General features: G+C 71.4%; 14 protein-coding genes. 5 read left to right on the top strand and 9 right to left on the bottom strand.

The window, feature by feature from the left end; genetic code table 11:
• Window positions 1-139: 139 nt before the first annotated feature.
• Complete coding sequence (locus ACWFRU_RS02670; RefSeq protein WP_453683960.1) at window positions 140-2,764, bottom strand: M14 family zinc carboxypeptidase; 2,625 nt, start codon at window positions 2,762-2,764, stop codon at window positions 140-142.
• A 135-nt stretch (window positions 2,765-2,899) separates the two neighbouring features.
• On the opposite strand from ACWFRU_RS02670, the gene ACWFRU_RS02665 reads away from it, so the two are divergent.
• The gene (locus ACWFRU_RS02665) at window positions 2,900-3,730 is read left to right on the top strand and encodes an EI24 domain-containing protein (protein ID WP_453683958.1); all 831 of its coding nucleotides are present in this window, start codon (window positions 2,900-2,902) and stop codon (window positions 3,728-3,730) included.
• On the opposite strand, the gene ACWFRU_RS02660 is transcribed toward ACWFRU_RS02665, so the two are convergent.
• Window positions 3,711-4,985 (bottom strand): pyroglutamyl-peptidase I family protein, encoded by a 1,275-nt coding sequence (locus tag ACWFRU_RS02660; protein ID WP_453683956.1) that lies wholly within the window; start codon window positions 4,983-4,985, stop codon window positions 3,711-3,713. The genes ACWFRU_RS02665 and ACWFRU_RS02660 overlap by 20 nt on opposite strands.
• A 60-nt stretch (window positions 4,986-5,045) precedes the next feature.
• Window positions 5,046-6,017: a LysR family transcriptional regulator gene (locus ACWFRU_RS02655; RefSeq protein WP_453683954.1), complete on the bottom strand. Its 972-nt coding sequence runs from the start codon at window positions 6,015-6,017 to the stop codon at window positions 5,046-5,048.
• Between the two features lie 49 nt (window positions 6,018-6,066).
• Here ACWFRU_RS02655 and ACWFRU_RS02650 point away from each other — a divergent pair, with 49 nt between their 5' ends.
• The gene (locus ACWFRU_RS02650) at window positions 6,067-6,885 is read left to right on the top strand and encodes an NAD(P)-dependent oxidoreductase (protein WP_453683952.1); all 819 of its coding nucleotides are present in this window, start codon (window positions 6,067-6,069) and stop codon (window positions 6,883-6,885) included.
• 39 nt (window positions 6,886-6,924) lie between these two features.
• Complete coding sequence (locus ACWFRU_RS02645) at window positions 6,925-7,308, top strand: RidA family protein (RefSeq protein WP_453683950.1); 384 nt, start codon at window positions 6,925-6,927, stop codon at window positions 7,306-7,308.
• Between the two features lie 18 nt (window positions 7,309-7,326).
• Here the strand turns inward: ACWFRU_RS02645 and ACWFRU_RS02640 are convergent, their stop codons facing one another.
• Entirely contained in the window at window positions 7,327-7,890 is a 564-nt protein-coding gene (locus tag ACWFRU_RS02640; protein ID WP_453683949.1) for a TetR/AcrR family transcriptional regulator, read from the bottom strand.
• Between the two features lie 158 nt (window positions 7,891-8,048).
• Between ACWFRU_RS02640 and ACWFRU_RS02635 the strand changes: the two genes are divergently transcribed.
• The gene (locus ACWFRU_RS02635) at window positions 8,049-10,502 is read left to right on the top strand and encodes a glycoside hydrolase family 3 protein (RefSeq protein ID WP_453683947.1); all 2,454 of its coding nucleotides are present in this window, start codon (window positions 8,049-8,051) and stop codon (window positions 10,500-10,502) included.
• A 30-nt stretch (window positions 10,503-10,532) separates the two neighbouring features.
• On the opposite strand, the gene ACWFRU_RS02630 is transcribed toward ACWFRU_RS02635, so the two are convergent.
• Both ACWFRU_RS02630 and ACWFRU_RS02625 read right to left on the bottom strand, forming a co-directional pair.
• The gene (locus ACWFRU_RS02630) at window positions 10,533-11,519 is read right to left on the bottom strand and encodes an aldose epimerase family protein (protein ID WP_453683946.1); all 987 of its coding nucleotides are present in this window, start codon (window positions 11,517-11,519) and stop codon (window positions 10,533-10,535) included.
• 31 nt (window positions 11,520-11,550) lie between these two features.
• Window positions 11,551-12,468 (bottom strand): SGNH/GDSL hydrolase family protein, encoded by a 918-nt coding sequence (locus tag ACWFRU_RS02625; protein WP_453683944.1) that lies wholly within the window; start codon window positions 12,466-12,468, stop codon window positions 11,551-11,553.
• A gap of 302 nt (window positions 12,469-12,770) precedes the next feature.
• On the opposite strand from ACWFRU_RS02625, the gene ACWFRU_RS02620 reads away from it, so the two are divergent.
• Complete coding sequence (locus ACWFRU_RS02620; RefSeq protein WP_453683942.1) at window positions 12,771-13,265, top strand: DUF3145 domain-containing protein; 495 nt, start codon at window positions 12,771-12,773, stop codon at window positions 13,263-13,265.
• A gap of 72 nt (window positions 13,266-13,337) precedes the next feature.
• On the opposite strand, the gene fabF is transcribed toward ACWFRU_RS02620, so the two are convergent.
• The 3 genes from fabF to ACWFRU_RS02605 form a co-directional block, all read right to left on the bottom strand.
• A complete protein-coding gene (fabF, locus tag ACWFRU_RS02615; RefSeq protein ID WP_453683941.1) occupies window positions 13,338-14,600 on the bottom strand; it encodes a beta-ketoacyl-ACP synthase II in 1,263 nt (420 codons plus the stop codon).
• Window positions 14,601-14,670: 70 nt separating this feature from the next.
• Complete coding sequence (locus tag ACWFRU_RS02610; protein ID WP_453683939.1) at window positions 14,671-14,922, bottom strand: acyl carrier protein; 252 nt, start codon at window positions 14,920-14,922, stop codon at window positions 14,671-14,673.
• A gap of 97 nt (window positions 14,923-15,019) precedes the next feature.
• Complete coding sequence (locus ACWFRU_RS02605; protein ID WP_453643128.1) at window positions 15,020-16,051, bottom strand: beta-ketoacyl-ACP synthase 3; 1,032 nt, start codon at window positions 16,049-16,051, stop codon at window positions 15,020-15,022.
• Between the last annotated feature and the right edge of the window lie 6 nt (window positions 16,052-16,057).

Raw genomic sequence — 16,057 nt, 5'->3', positions numbered from 1 at the left:
CCACCCCTTCCCGAAAACTCGCTTGGCGCGAGGGCCCAATTCAGCCCGGCCGGCGTTTGAGGCCATCTTGTACGGGGTCTGGGGCGGAGCCCCAGTTTCGGGAAGGGGCGGGATTGGGGAAGGCCCCGCAGGGTCTGCCTTAGCCCCGGCTCACACTCAGCAGCGCCCGCCCCACCTGCGGGAACACCCCCTTCGGGTGGTCCCGGAAGAGAGGCTCCGTGCCGAACAGGACGACCCGGGACCCCGCAGCGGACCCGCTCACCACGGAAGGCTGACCCGCAGCGTCCGCAGGACCCCCCGCACCGCCCTCCGCAGGGCGCCAGTGCCCGGAAACCAGCGGATTCCCACCCCCATAGGACTGATCGACCCGCACCCCACTCCCGAGCCCCTTGAACCACATCGGCGAGTAGACGAACGAATGCGACACCGCGCCCCCGGTGACAGGCCCCCCGGAATTCACGACCCGCACCACACCATTCGCATCCCCGTTCCCGGAGACCGCCTCAACGGAAAGCAACTTCGCGTCGGAGTTCAACGAGGCCCCCTCCGAGCCACGCCCGACCAGACCACCGCCCCCGGCGAGGAACGAGTCGAGCCCGGCTTTCGCCCCCGCGTTCAGCTCCCCGTACGAAAGCCCGGCCGACACGAACAGCGCGTCCGCACCCGACTTCTTCCAGTCGAACCCGGCGTTGAGGACATCAGTCGAAACCGGCACCACGTCAAAATTCATCTCCCGCAGCGCGAACAACTCCCCGGGAGTGACGGCCGCCGCGACCCGCGTGGGACGGACCACCGCGCCACCCTTCGCCTTCGTCGCGTCGAAGGCGACGTCGTACTTCTTCGCCGCGGCGACCGCAGCGCCCCGCGCCGACGAGGGCAGGATCACGCTGCCGTCCTCAGCCCGCCGCACGGAAGTACCGCGCGCCAGCAGCCAGTTGAGAGCCGCGACCTCCCGCGCGTCGTCGAGCCGCAGCCGAAGGTCCCCGCGCGAGGCGACATGGCCGACCCTCGACGCGGAGTCCACCACACGCGACCGCACACCGGACAGCGAGCCGCCCTTCACCGAGTCCACGGTCGCGCCCCACAGCCGCCCGAGGCTCCACCCCGAGATGTCGTACATGGTGGACACCTTGTCGCTGATGTCCCGCCCGTCGGCGAGCATCACGTTGGCGAGTCCGCGCTTGGGCTGACGCATGTCGATGACGTACGAGCCCTCGGCGTACGACTTCCCGCCTAGCCTGAATCCCTTGGCTGCCCTGCGCACCTCGACGTCGTTGTCGAGCAGATGCTCGACCAGACGCGAGGCCGCCGCAGCCGAGCGCTGCCCGCGCTCACCCTTCGACTGTCCTCGCGGAATCACGTACGCACGCGGGAAATCGGTCGTGTAGACGTCCTCCGGACCGATGCCGGGCACGCCCGGCACGGTCTCCGGCGACACCGGCACCTGCTTCGCGCCCACGGCGCCCCGCCGGAACGTCTCGATCTGGTCGGCGATCACCGAAGTGCGGTGCTCCTGCGTGTACTTGAGCGTCGCCGACATGGCCGCGCCCGCGATGTCCACGTTGATCGCGGACCGCCGCCGCAGCTCGGGCACCGGAAGCTCGTCGTACTCGTCGTTGTTGACGGCCATCGGGAACTCGATGGTGTGCGCGGCGACCGTGCCGTGGAACGGCATGTACTGCGGGGTGAAGATCGGCGGCCAGTCGTCCCAGCCCTCTTCCTGGTCGCGGAAGGGGATGATCGCCGGCTCGACGCCGTCCTTCTCGGGCGTGTAGCCGAGGCCGTTGACCGCGGCCTCCATGCCGAGGGCGTTGGCGTAGGTGTTCTTCAGGAAGAGGTCGTACTCGTAGTTCTCGCCGTGCGGGGGAGTCGTCGGCTCGATCAGCGTGCCGTTGACGTACCCGTGCAGGTCGATCATGACCGCGGGCTGTTTGTCGATCGCGATCTGCCGCATGACGCGCGCCTCGGGCTGCGACGCGGTGATGAAGTCGCGGTTGAGGTCGAAGCCGTTGGCGTTGGCGCGGGTGCCCGCGATGCGGCCGTCGGGGTTGGCCGTGACGTTGAAGTACAGCCGGTTGTGCGCGAGCAGATCCTTCGTCTTGCCGTCCTTGGCCTTCGCGAGCTTCTCGATGAGCTTGAGGGCCGCGTCCGTGCCCTCCCACTCGTTGCCGTGGATGTTGTTGTTGATGAAGACCGGCGTCTTGTACGAGGACTTGACCGCGGGGTCCTTGGCGGCGGTCCCGGGCTCGTTCTCGATGAGTTCCCGCATCCGCTCCTGGCGGGTGGTCTCCTTGGCGGACTCGGGGGAGGTGACGGTCACCAGATAGAGCTGGTGGCCGCCCGCCGAGCGGCCCGCGATCTCCACGCTGACACGGTCGCCGATGCCCTGGATGTCATTCAGCTTCGGTGCGATCGAGTGATAGGGGGCCAGGCCAAGTTTTATCGACTTGTCGTCAGGATTCACGGGCGGCGGGGTGAGCTTCTGCTCGCGGGGATAGCCGCGGTCCTTGCCGCCGCGACCGGAGTCGAGGCCGGAGTCGAGACCGGGGGTCTTGGTGGTTCCCAGGGCCCGGTCGGCGGCGCTCTCCGGGTTCTTCGCGGCCCGTTCCGTGCTGCTGAGGGGCGAGCCCTCGCGGAGGATGTCACGGCCGCCCGGACGGGGGTCGGCGGTCGCGGCGCCGGGCGCGACGGTGGTGAACAGAAGGGCGCCCGCCGAGGCGAGCGTGGTGAGCAGAACGGGTCTGGACGGCCGGGATATGCCCATACGTACCTCCGGGAAAGAAGTCAGTACGCGTGGTCTACCGGTTCAACCACCGCGCAACAAGAGGGCCTTCGCCTCCCTTCACCCCCACGCGTCCCGTGGACCGCAGGGCCGTGACCGGCGGATAGGCTGTGCCGCATGCGCGATCTGGGACGTGGCTTCGGCTATTTGATGAAGGGCCAGCGCTGGGTCGCCCAGCACGGCAAGCAGTACGGGGTCGGCCTGCTGCCCGGCTTGATCACCCTGCTTCTCTACGCGGCCGCGCTCGTCGCGCTGGCGACGTGGGGCGCGGACTTCGTCGGCTGGGCCACGCCGTTCGCCGACGACTGGTCCTCGCCGTGGACCGGCCTGTTCCGCGGTTTCCTCACGGGGCTCCTCTTCGCGCTCGCGCTCCTCCTGTCGGTCGTCACCTTCACGGCGGTGACGCTCCTGGTGGGCCAGCCCTTCTACGAGTCGCTCTCGGAGAAGGTCGACATCTCCGTCTCCGGGTTCGCCCCCGAGTCGGGGCTGCCGCTCTGGCGCGAACTGTGGATCTCCGCCCGTGACAGCCTCCGTATCGTCGTCCGCGCCCTGGTCTGGGGCATCCTGCTCTTCGCCCTCGGCTTCATCCCGGTCGTCGGCCAGACCGTCGTGCCCGTGATCGGCTTCTGCGTGACGGGCTTCTTCCTGGTGGAGGAGCTGACGGGGGTGGCGCTGCAGCGCCGGGGCGTCGAGGTCCGCGAACGCCTCGCGCTGCTGCGCGGCCGCAGGCTGATGGCGTGGGGCTTCGGCACCCCGCTGGCCGTGGCCTTCCTGGTGCCGTTCGTCGCCGTGTTCCTGATGCCTGGAGCGGTCGCGGGCGCGACGCTCATGGCGCGGGAACTGCTGGGCGAGGACAGCGACCCGGCCCCGGACGACGACGACCCCCGGGGCGCGGCGGACCCCGCCGCCCCCGGCGGCCCGCAGGCCGCTACCGGCGGGCGTTCATAGCCGTCGTCAGGATCCCGCGCACCTGCGCGATGATGTCGAGCCGGTTGCGCACGAACTCGGGATCGGTGATCGCGCCCGTCGCCGGGTCCGTGTTGCCCGCCCCGAACTGCAGGACCGGCGTGTGCACATGGCCGCCGGGCAGCCGGTCGTGCAGCCCGAGGCGGTCGCGAAGCAGCGTCGCCCGGTAGGCGATCTCGTTCGACAGGTAGTTGCCGCCGCCGCCCTCGCGGGCCGTCGAACCGGCGGTGGGCCCGTCCGGGCGGACCACGGGAGTGCTCTGGCCCGCCGGGATCTCGGTCACCGACGTGTTGTCGTACACCGGGAAGCGGCCCGTCTCCGCGCTCACGATCTCCTTGTACGGGAGCGTCGTGGACGTCCACTGGGGCTGCGTGGCCGGGTCGGTGACCGGGACGGTCTCGGTGCGCGAGAGGTTCTCGTTGTCGGGGAAGCCGCCCCGCCAGGCCCCGTTGGTCCGCTCGATGTCGAAGCGTCCCACCCGGCCCTGGCTGATGGTGGTGAAGAGGTCGACGCGGGGGAGGTGGGCGCGCAGGGTGCGCTCGACCGTCCCCTCGGCGAAGTCGTCCCAGCGGACGGGGAAGACGGCGGTCTCCACGCGGGCGGGCCCGTCGGCGGTCTCGATGACGGCGCCGTCGAGTGCCAATGCGGTGGCGCCCGAGGGATTGCTGATGCGGACGTCACGGTCGAGCGTGAAGGGGTCGAAGCCGGTGACGAGGATGCGCTTGAGGCGGTGACCCGCGCGGTCCTTCTGCGGATAGCGGATGGAGTCGTGCCCGCGCGAGGCGTTCTCCAACGCCCGTATGAGCCGCGCGTGCTGGGCCTCGCTCACCCCGAACCGGCTCGGCTCCCACTGCCGGAGCTCCCGCGTCATCCCGAGCCGGGCCCAGTACAGCGGCCGGTCGTCGTCCCGGCTGAGGTCCGCTGTCCTGTCCGCCGCGGGGCCGCGCCCCTGTGCCCGGTCGACGGCGCGCCGCCACAGCGCGTCTCCCTGCCGTACGACGACGCGCTTGGCCTCGGCGTACGAGTGGGCGCGGTCGAGGGCGCGTGCGAACTCCGGCGCCACGGAGTCGAATCCGCTGCGGCGCAGGATCTCCTGCGGGGCCGCCCGGTCGAGGCGCTGCTCCTCGGCGGTCACGGCAGGGGCGGTGGCCGCCGACGCGGGTACCGCGGCGAGGGAGAGCAGCAGGGTGACACCGAGCGCGGCGAGCCGCGGGGAGACGGTGGGCGTGAGTGACACGGGAGTCCTTCCGTGGCCGGTGGGGGTGATCGCAGTATTCCGGCAGGAAGGCGGCGTCCGCTAGGGCTCCGGCCGTCCACGGCAGCTCGGTGTCCGCAACGCCTCCAGGAACGGCTCGACTGCTGGTGGGGCCGCCCGGCCCCGCACCGTCGCCGCGTACACGGCCCGGGGCGGCACGTCGTCGCCGTGCACCGGGACGAGGGTGATGTCGGGGCGTACGGACTCGGCGGCGAGGGCGGGCACGAGGGTGACCCCGAGCCCCGCCGCCACATAACCCTGCTTGGCGGTCCACTCGGCGACGACATGGGCGACCCGGGGGCGGAAACCGTGCCGGTGCGCCTCCTCCAGAAGGGTCCCCCCGACGTCCGCGCTGCCCGATATCCACTCCTCCCCGGCGAGTTGGGACAGACGCACCGACGCGTGGCCCGCCAGCGGATGAGCCGGAGGGAGCGCGACGTACAGCCCCTCGTCCAGAAGGTGACGCAGTTCGAACGCGCTCATGTCGCCGCTGAGCGCACCGCCGGTCGAGGAGACGATCGCGAGGTCGAGCTCACCGGCCCCGAGGCGGGCGAGCAGCCCCGGCGTCAGTCCCTCCTCGCGGGTGAGCGTCACGCCGGGATGCCGGGCACGGAAGGCCGCGATGGCCCGTGGCACGAGCGCCGCGTCGGCCGTCGCGAACGCCCCGAAGCGCAGGGTCCCGCCGGTCAGGTCGCGCAGCGACGCCAACTCCCGCTGCATGGCACGCAGTCGGGCCACGGTTTCCTCGGCGTGCGGCAGGAGCGTGCGGCCGTGCGCGGTCAGGCGCACGCCTCGCGGCAGCCGGTCGAAGAGCGGGGCGCCGCCGAGTGCGGCCTCTAGCGAGGAGATCTGCCGCGAGACGGCGGACTGCGTCCAGCCGAGGGAGCGGGCGGCCACGGTGAACGAGCCGTGCCGCGCGACGTCCAGGAAGACGCGGAGCCAGACGGTGGAGAGGTCGGGCGGGGCCGGGTCCTGGGCCATCCGTGCGGTATGCGGTCCGGGCATGGGAGGCATGCTAGACATTCGCTTGTCGCATCACGGGCCCGGCCCTAGCGTCGAAGCCATGGAGAAGATCGCGTTTCTGGGACTCGGACACATGGGCGCGCCGATGGCCCGCCAACTCCTGGCGGCAGGGCACCCGTTGACGGTGTGGAACCGGACCGCCCCGAAGGCGGAGCCACTGGTGGAGGAGGGGGCCCGGCTCGCCGCCGGTCCCGCGGACGCGGTGCGTGACGCCGATGTCGTCATCACCATGCTGGCGGGCCCCGAAGCGGTGCGTGCCGTCGCCGACGCCGTCGTGCCGGAGCTGCGGGCGGGGACCCACTGGGCGGAGATGTCCACCGTCGGGCCCGACGCCGTACGGGAGTTGGGGGCGAGGATGCCGGAGGGCGTGACCCTGGTCGACGCTCCCGTGATGGGCAGCACGGACAAGGCGGCGGCGGGGCGGCTCGGCATTCTCGCGGGGGGTGAGGCGGACGGGATCGAGCACATTCTGGCCCGCTTCGGCCCGGTGACCCGTACGGGCCCGCTCGGCTCGGGAGCCGCCCTGAAGCTGGTCGTCAACACCGCCGTCATCGGGGGCGTGGCCCTTGTGGCCGAGGCGATGAGGCTGGCGGACGCGCTGGGCCTCGACGAGGAGACGGCGAAGGGGGCGCTCGCGGGCGGGCCGCTCGGCGGCGCGGTGAACCGGGCCTTCGCCACCGACGTGCACTTCGGCAGCGACCTCGCCGTGAAGGACGTGGCGCTCGCGACCGAGGTCACCGCGCTCCCCGCGATGGAGGCGGTCCTCGGCCACTACCGGGCCGCCGCCGCCGACCCGGAGGTCGTCCACGAGGACATCGCGCGGGCGGTCGCCCACATCCGTACCCGCGACACCCACTAGCCACGACCTGGTCACGACCCAAGAGGAGCAGTCCGCACCATGAACATCACCATCGGCAACCCCGCCTCCGCGCCCCAGCCCCTGGGCCCCTACTCCCAGGTCGCCCGCGTCGAACTGGACGGCGGCGGGGCCCTGTTGTACCTCTCCGGGCAGATAGCCGGGGGTGACGACGTCGCCGCCCAGAGCCGCGGCATCTTCGAGACCCTGTCCGCCCTCCTTGCGGCGCACGGCGCGACGCTCGGCGACGTCATCAACATCCGTACGTTCATGACGGACCTCGGCGACCTCCCCCAATACGCCGCCGTACGCGCCCAGTTCCTCACCGCGACACCGCCCACCAGCACGACGGTCGAGGTGCCCCGGCTCTTCAGGCCGGAGGCGCTCATCGAGATCGACGTCGTGGCGGCCGTACCGGCGGCCTGATCACGGGTCTCAAAGGTCTCACTCGCCGTCGGCACCCAGCAGCCCGAGGAAATCCCTGAACGCCCCCGCCATGTCCACCGATTCGGGGTCCAGAAGCCACTGGTACTGGAGTCCGTCCATCACCGCGACGAGGAGGGGCGCCGCCGCCTCCGGGGTGAGGCCGCCGGGGAGCCGCTCCCCATACTCCGCGCGCAGGACCGCGGCGAACTTCGCCCGCACCGATCCGTACCGCTCGGTGAAGTACTCCCGTGCCGGGTGCCCGTCCGTGACGCTCTCGCCGAGCAGTGCGGAGAAGGTCTGGATGATGCCGGGACGCATCGCGTTGTAGTCGACGAGCGAGCCGAGCAGGTCGAGGCGGATCTCGTTCGCCGGCACCGCGTCCCACTGGTCGCGGGCCTCCAGGACGGCGACGAGCAGGGCGTCCTTCGTGGGGAAGTAGTGCAGCAGACCCTGCTGGGTGAGCCCGACCCGCTCGGCGACGGCGCCCAGGCTCGCGCCCCGGTAGCCCCGCTCGGCGATCACCTCGAGGGCCGCCCGGAGGATCTCCGCGCGCCGTTCCTCGCTTCTGGCCCTGGTCGCCATGGTCTCTGCCCTTCACGCTCTCGGTCCTGCTCGCGGGACGACCGTACGTCATGCCTCCTCTCAATATAACGTCCAGATAACGAAAACTACCGGCCTACAGGTGGGCGAGGCAGGATGGAGGGAACGCACGGAACGGACTTCGACGAGGAGGTACCGCCATGGCGGGAACCCAGGGCCCCGGGACCACACAGGCCGACCAGGCGCGCGAGGCGGTCGTGGAGGCCGCGCTCGCCCGGCTGGATCTGGACTCCAAGGCCCGGCTGCTCGGCGGGCGCGACATGTGGTCGCTGCACGCGCTGCCCGGGATCGGCCTGGCGCCCCTCGTGATGTCGGACGGCCCGATCGGCGTGCGCGGCACCCGCTGGACCGCGGACGACCCGTCGATCGCCCTGCCGTCACCGACCGCGCTCGCCGCCACCTGGGACCAGGACCTCGCCCGCCGCGTGGGCACCCTCCTCGCCCAGGAGGCCCGGCGCAAGGGCGTCCACGTCCTCCTCGCGCCCACCGTGAACCTGCACCGCTCGCCGCTGGGCGGCCGGCACTTCGAGGCGTACAGCGAGGACCCGTATCTGACCGGCGTCATCGGCACCGGCTACGTCCAGGGCGTGCAGGCGGGCGGCGTCGGCACGACCGTCAAGCACTTCGTGGCGAACGACGCCGAGACCGACCGCTTCACCGTCGACAACTTGGTCGGCGCGCGCGCCCTGCGCGAGCTGTACCTCGCGCCCTTCGAGGCGATCGTCGCCAATGCCCACCCCTGGGGCATCATGACCGCGTACAACCAGGTCAACGGCTCGACGATGACCGAGCACCGCTACCTGGTCAACGAGGTCCTGCGCGGCGAGTGGGGCTTCGACGGCTACAACGTCTCCGACTGGATGGCCGCCCGCTCGACCACCGGCGCCATCGACGGCGGCCTCGACGTCGCCATGCCGGGGCCGCGGACCGTGTACGGCGACGCGCTCGCCGAAGCGGTGCGCGGCGGCCGGGTCAAGGAGGCGACGGTCGACGAGGCCGTCCGCAACGTCCTGCGGCTCGCCGCCCGCGTCGGCATCCTCGAAGGCGCCGAACCCGTGGTCACCGATCTGCCCGCCGAGATCGACGGCGAGGCACTCGCCCGCGAGATCGCCCGCCGCGCCTTCGTCCTCGTGCGCAACGAGAACGACACGCTGCCGCTGCGGCCCGCCGCGTCCGTCGCCCTCATCGGCGCCGCCGCACGCGACGCCCGCGTCCTGGGCGGCGGCTCCGCCACCGTCTTCCCCGCCCGCGTCGTCTCCCCGCTCGACGGCCTGACGGCAGCACTCGGCGAGGACACCCTGTCGTACGCCGTCGGGGCCGACCCGAGCGACGAACTCGCCCCCGCGGACAAGGGGTTCGAGCTGCGCGCCGTCTGCCGCGACGCCAACGGCGACCTCCTCGGCGAGGGCAGCCTCCCCTCCGGCCAGGTCCAGTGGATCGGCGACGACCTGCCCGACGGTGTCACCCACGAGACGCTGGCCTCCATCGAGGTCGTCGGCACGTTCACGCCCCGCGAGAGCGGCGAGCACTCCTTCGGCACGCGCGGCCTGGGTGCCTTCACGCTCCGTGTCGGCGGCGAGGTCGTCTTCGACGGGACCGAGGGGATGGGCGCCGCGTCCGACCCCTTCGAGGCGTTCTTCGGCTCACCGGTCGAGCGGGCCAAGGTGCCCCTGACGGCGGGCGAGACGGTCGAGGTCTCCCTGTTCCACCCGCTCGACAAGGAGTACGCGGCCCCGCTCCCCGGCGTGGTGTTCTCCTTCGTGCACCTGGGCCCGCGGCGCGACCCCGACGACCTGATCGCCGAGGCCGTCGAGGCGGCGCGCGGCGCGGACACCGCGGTCGTGGTCGTCGCCACCACCGAACGCGTCGAGTCCGAGGGCTTCGACCGGAAGGACCTGCGGCTGCCGGGCCGCCAGGACGACCTGGTGCGCGCGGTGGCCGCGGCCAACCCCCGCACGGTCGTGGTCGTCAACTCCGGCTCCCCGGTGGAACTTCCGTGGCGCGACGACGTGGCGGCGGTGCTGCTCGGCTGGTTCCCGGGGCAGGAGGGCGGCGCCGCGCTCGCCGACGTGCTGCTCGGCGCCCAGGAGCCGGGCGGACGGCTGCCCACCACATGGGGCTCCCTCGCGGACGCGCCGGTCACCCGGGTCACCCCGGCCGATGGCGAACTCGCCTACACCGAGGGCGTGTTCATCGGCTACCGCGCCTGGGAGCGGTCGGGCGCCACCCCCGCGTACGCCTTCGGCCACGGCCTCGGCTACACCGACTGGACGTACGAGTCCCTGGACGTGCGGGGCACGACGGCCACCGTCCGCGTCCGCAACACCGGTCCGCGCGCGGGCCGCGAGGTCGTCCAGGTCTACCTCGCCCCGACCGAGGCCGACAGCAACCGACCGGCCCGCTGGCTCGCGGGCTTCGCGGGAGTCGAGGCCGCGCCCGGCGAGAGCGTGGAGGCACGGATCGAACTCCCGCCCCGCGCCTTCGAGATCTGGGACGAGGATGCCAACGCCTGGGCGCGGCAGGGCGGTTCGTACGAGATCCAGGCGGGCCGCTCCCTCGCCGACCTCAGGCTGAGCGAGACGATCACTGTCTGACCGGCCGGTGCGCCGACGCGCGGAAAGCCGCTAGCGCACGGCGAAGCCGTACACCGTCTCCGACTCGTACACCCCACCCGGCCGCAGCACCGTCCCCGGAAACTCCGGCCGGTTGGGGGAGTCGGGGAAGTGCTGTGTCTCCAGGGCGACCCCGTCCCCCGGGCCGAACGGCAGCGGCTCCTCGAAGTGGTCCGCCGTGTAGAGCTGGAGGCCCGGCTCCGTCGTCGCCACGGTCAGCACGCGCCCGGACGCCGGATCGCTCAGCTCGGCCACCTCGACGGGCCGCGCGGTGAGCCCCTTGTCGAGCACGTAGTTGTGGTCGATCCCGGCCCCGACCTTCCGCGCCTGGCGGAAGTCGAACCGCGTTCCCTCGACGTCCTCGTAGACCCCCGTGGGAATCTGCGCCCCGTCCGTCGGCGTGATGCGCGCCGCGTCGATCCGCAGCTCGTGCCCGCCCGCGCTGCCGCTCCCGGCACCCGCGAGGTTCCAGTACGTGTGGTTGGTGAGGTTCACGACCGTCGGGGCGTCCGTCGTCGCCTCGTACGCGATCCGCAGCGCGCCCGACGCGTCCAGCGAGTACGTCACCGACACCGCGAGCCGCCCGGGATAGCCCTCCTCGCCGTCCGGACTCACCCGGGAGAGCCGCACCCCGTGCTCGACCTCCGCCGCGTCCCACACCCGCTTGTCGAAACCGGCCGCGCCGCCGTGCAGCGCGTTGGGCCCGTCGTTCCGCTCCAACCGGTACGCCCGGTCGTCGAGCGTGAACCGGCCGCCCGCGATCCGGTTCGCGTACCGTCCCACCAGCGCCCCGAAGTACGGCCCTGGATGGTCGAGATAGCCCTGGAGGCCGTCGAAGCCGAGCGCCACCGGCTCGCGCCGCCCCGACCGGTCGGGAACTTCCGCCGACTGGACGATCCCGCCGTACGTCAGGACGCGTACCCGCACCCCGCCCCTTTCCAGGGTCCAGCGATGGACGGGCGTGCCGTCGGGGAGTGCCCCGAAGAGTTCACTGCGCATGATCGCGACCCTACGCCGGGAAGCTGTGACCTCAGGCCCCGGGAGCCTTGGGATTCTTGGCCTTCACCTGCCGGTAGGCCAGCTCGGCGAGCCTCGACTGGCCGTCCTTGCTGGGGTGGAACCAGTCCCACCGGCTCAACTGGTCGCCGTCGAAGCGGTAGTCGAAGACCGCCCCGCCGTCGTACCGGCAGCGCAGGTCCTTGGCGCACACGTCCTTGAGCACGTCGTTGTACGCGACCACGCGGCTCTGCACGTTCGCCCGCCGCTGCGTCGCTGCCGCGTCCCGCGCGTCCGGGTCCGCCAGCATCGAGGCGCAGATGCCCAGCTTCCAGATCTGCTTGCCCAGCGCGTTGGTGCGCCCCTGGGACCAGAGCCGCTTCAGGTCCGGCACGGAGGTCACGTACACCTGCGTCTTGGGAAGCTCACGCCGCAGCGTGCGCATCGCCTCCTCGAAGTCCGCGCGGAACTCGGCGACCGGCGTCATGGAGTCCACGGTGGGCCGGCACGCGTCGTTCGCGCCCACCATCACCGTGATCAGCTCGGGCCGCCGCGCCGCGGCCTGCTCGACCTGGGCGGGGAGGTCCGCCATACGGGCGCCGGTCTTCGCGTGGTTCCAGCTGTGCCCGGCGGCCCGCTCCTTGCCCAGGAGCCGGGTGGCGAGGCTGCGTACCTCGGAGTCCGTGCCGGTCGCCCAGGACGCCTCGGGGCAGTCGGCGAGCACCGAGCAGGCGTCGAAACCGCGGGTGATGGAGTCGCCGACGGCCGCCAGGGAGTCCGGGCTCGTGTCCCAGACCGGAGTGGGCTTGGGGGACGGCTTGGTGGCGGATGGTCCCTGGGGCGCGGGGGAGTCGCCGCCGGAGGCGTCACACGCCGTGAGCGCGGTGGCGCCAAGAAGAACCGCCGTCGCCATGGCGACGGCGGCACGCGAGCGGTGCCTTCGGTTCCGCATCCCGGGTCCCCCTCTGTTGCCGTAGACCGATCCACTGCCGTAGGCCGACCGCGCCCCCACAGACCCCCGGCCGGGTGAAGCCTGGGCGATTCCTGGCCTTGGGACCGACCGTACGTCACACTCCTTGTTCCACCGCACGGTAGCCTCGCCACCCAGTGGCACCCTGTTCTTCCGGTTCCGCTAAATTACATCACGTCACATCTGTCCCGTTTTCGGGAGTTTCCCGAATTCAGGGCGACAACGCTCGGCACGGGCGCGAGGCCGCTGGGGAAGGCGAACCTCGACCCACACTGGAGGTCCCGGTGACGACACGTGGAGTTCTTTACGTGCACTCCGCACCGCGCGCGCTGTGTCCGCACGTCGAATGGGCAGTCGCGGGCGTACTCGGCGCGCGCGTCAACCTCGACTGGATCAGGCAGCCCGCGGCGCCCGGCAGCTGGAGATCCGAGTTCTCCTGGCGTGGCTCGGTGGGCACCGCGTCCAAACTCGCCTCGGCCCTGCGCGGCTGGCAGCTGCTGCGCTTCGAGGTCACGTCCGAGCCGTGCCCCACGGCCGAGGGCGAGCGGTACAGCGCCACGCCCGACCTCGGGATCTTCCACGCCGTCACCGGCATCCACGGCGACATCCTGATCCCGGAGGACCGCCTGCGCGCCGCACTGGCCCGCTCCCAGGGCGGCGAGAGCGACCTGGAGGGCGAGCTGGCCAAGCTGCTCGGCAAGCCCTGGGACGACGAGCTCGAACCTTTCCGGTACGCGGGCGAGGGCGCCCCGGTCCGCTGGCTGCACCAGGTCGTCTGACCTGGCTCCGTCTCGTACGACGAAGGGCCCCCACCGAGCGGTGGGGGCCCTTCGTCAATGACGGGTGACTGCTCAGACGGTCCTGAACGCGAGCACCACGTTGTGGCCGCCGAAGCCGAACGAGTCGTTCAGCGCCGCGATCCTGCCCTCGGGCAGTGCGCGGGCCTCGTCGCGGATGATGTCCGCGTCGACCTCGGGGTCGAGGTTCTCGATGTTGATCGTCGGCGGGGCCATGCGGTGCTTCAGCGCGAGAACCGTGGCCACGGTCTCCACGCCGCCCGCGCCACCGAGCAGGTGACCGGTCATCGACTTCGTGGAGGCGATCGCCATGTGGTCCACGTCGTCGCCGAACGCCTTGCGCAGCGCCTTGATCTCGGCGACGTCACCCTGCGGCGTCGAGGTCGCGTGCGCGTTCACGTGCACGATCTCGGCGGGCTTGAGGTCCGTGCCGTCGACGAGGTTCTGCAGCGCCGCCGCGATGCCGTTGCCGGACGGCTCGGGCTGCGTGATGTGGTGGGCGTCGGCCGAGATGCCCTGGCCGACAGCCTCCGCGTAGATCTTCGCGCCGCGGGCCTTGGCGTGCTCCTCGGACTCGAGGATGATCACGCCGGCGCCCTCGCCGAGCACGAAGCCGTTGCGGTCGACGTCGTAGGGACGCGAGGCGCCAGCCGGGTCGTCGTTGTTCTTGGACATCGCCATCATGTTGCCGAACGCGACGATCGGCAGCGGGTGGATCGCGGCCTCCGTGCCACCCGCGACGACGACGTCGGCGCGGCCGGTGCGGATCATCTCGATCGCGTAGCCGATGGCCTCGGCGCCCGAGGCGCACGCCGACACGGGGGTGTGCACACCCGCGTGGGCGCCCAGCTCGATGCCGACGTTGGCCGACGGCGAGTTGGGCATCAGCATCGGCACGGTGTGCGGGGAGACGCGGCGTACGCCCTTCTCCTTGAGCACGTCGTACTGGTCGAGCAGGGTCGTCACGCCGCCGATGCCGGAGGCGATGACCGCGCCCAGGCGGTGCGGGTCGACGGACGTGTCCTCGCCGGCCTTCGCGGTGTAACCCGCGTCGGCCCAGGCCTCCTTGGCCGCGATCAGCGCGAACTGCGCCGAACGGTCCAGCTTGCGGGCCTGCGGGCGGGGAATGACCTCGCCCGGCTCGACCGCGATCTGGCCCGCGATACGGACCGGAAGCTCGGCCGCCCAGTCCTGCTCGAGAAGGCGTACACCGGAACGGCCCGCGAGCAGACCTTCCCAGGTCGAGGCTGCGTCGCCACCCAGCGGTGTGGTTGCGCCGATACCGGTGACGACCACGGTGCGATTGGTCGAGTTCACAGGAAATTTCTCCACGGTGTTGAGGGGATCAGCGGCGCCACCGCCGGGTGGCGACAGCAGAGCAGCCTGGTCAGGCGGCCTGGTGCTTGAGGATGTAGCTGGTCGCGTCGCCGACCGTCTTGAGGTTCTTGACGTCGTCGTCCGGGATCTTGACGTCGAAGCGCTCTTCGGCTGCGACGACGACCTCGACCATGGACAGCGAGTCGACGTCCAGGTCGTCGGTGAAGGACTTGTCCAGCTGGACGTCCTCGACCGGGATGCCGGCGATCTCGTTCACGATCTCGGCGAGACCGTCAACGATCTCCTTCTCAGTGGCGGCCATTTGGCGCTCCTTCTATGTATCCAGAGGGTGTGGCGCCCGCCGCGGCAGCGGCAGGTTGGTTTACAGCCGTACGGATCGGATGATCCGGACGTCATGCCTAGGGGAGGGTAACGACCGTGGCGGCGTACACGAGACCCGCCCCGAAGCCGATGACAAGCGCGGTGTCGCCGCTCTTCGCCTCGCCGGTGGCCAGAAGCCGCTCCATCGCGAGCGGGATCGAGGCTGCCGACGTGTTGCCGGTGGTGCGCACGTCACGGGCGACCGTGACGTGTTCCGGCAGTTTCAGAGTCTTCACCATCGAGTCGATGATCCGCTCGTTGGCCTGGTGCGGGATGAAGACATCCAGGTCGTCCGCGGTGATTCCGGCCGCGTCCAGCGCCTGCTGGGCGACCTTCGCCATCTCGAACACGGCCCAGCGGAAGACCGCCTGGCCCTCCTGCGTGATCGCAGGGAACTTGATGTTGCCCTTGCTGTCGAGAGGCAGCTTCGAGACATCGCCGACGTGCAGGTCGTTCCACGCCACGGTCTGCTTGATGGTCTCGGACTTGTCGCCCTCGCTGCCCCAGACGGTGGGACCGATCTGCGGCTCGGTGGCGGGACCGACGATCACGGCGCCCGCGCCGTCACCGAACAGGAAGGCCGTCGCGCGGTCCTCCAGGTCGGTCAGGTCGCTCAGCCGCTCGACGCCGATGACCAGGACGTACTCCGCGGAGCCGTCGGTGATCATGCCCTTGGCGAGCGTCAGGCCGTAGCCGAAGCCCGCGCAGCCGGCGGAGATGTCGAAGGCGGCGGGCTTGCCCGCGCCGATCTTGTCCGCGATCTCGGTCGCGATGGCCGGGGTCTGCTTGAAGTGCGAGACGGTCGAGACGACGACCGCGCCGATCTGCTCCGGGGCGATGCCCGCGTCGGCGATCGCCTTGCCGGAGGCCTCGACGGACATCGCGGCCACGGTCTCCTCGTCGGAGGCCCAGTGGCGGGTCGCGATGCCGGAGCGGGAGCGGATCCACTCGTCGGACGAGTCGATCGTCTCGAGGATCACCTCGTTGGGCACGACACGGGTCGGGCGGTAGCCGCCGACACCCATGATGCGCGCGTACGGGGCGCCCTTACTGGGCTTGATCTTCGACATGCTCTC

It is taken from the genome of Streptomyces sp. NPDC055099 (genome assembly GCF_053607685.1).
This window is presented reverse-complemented; position numbering and strand designations above follow the sequence as displayed.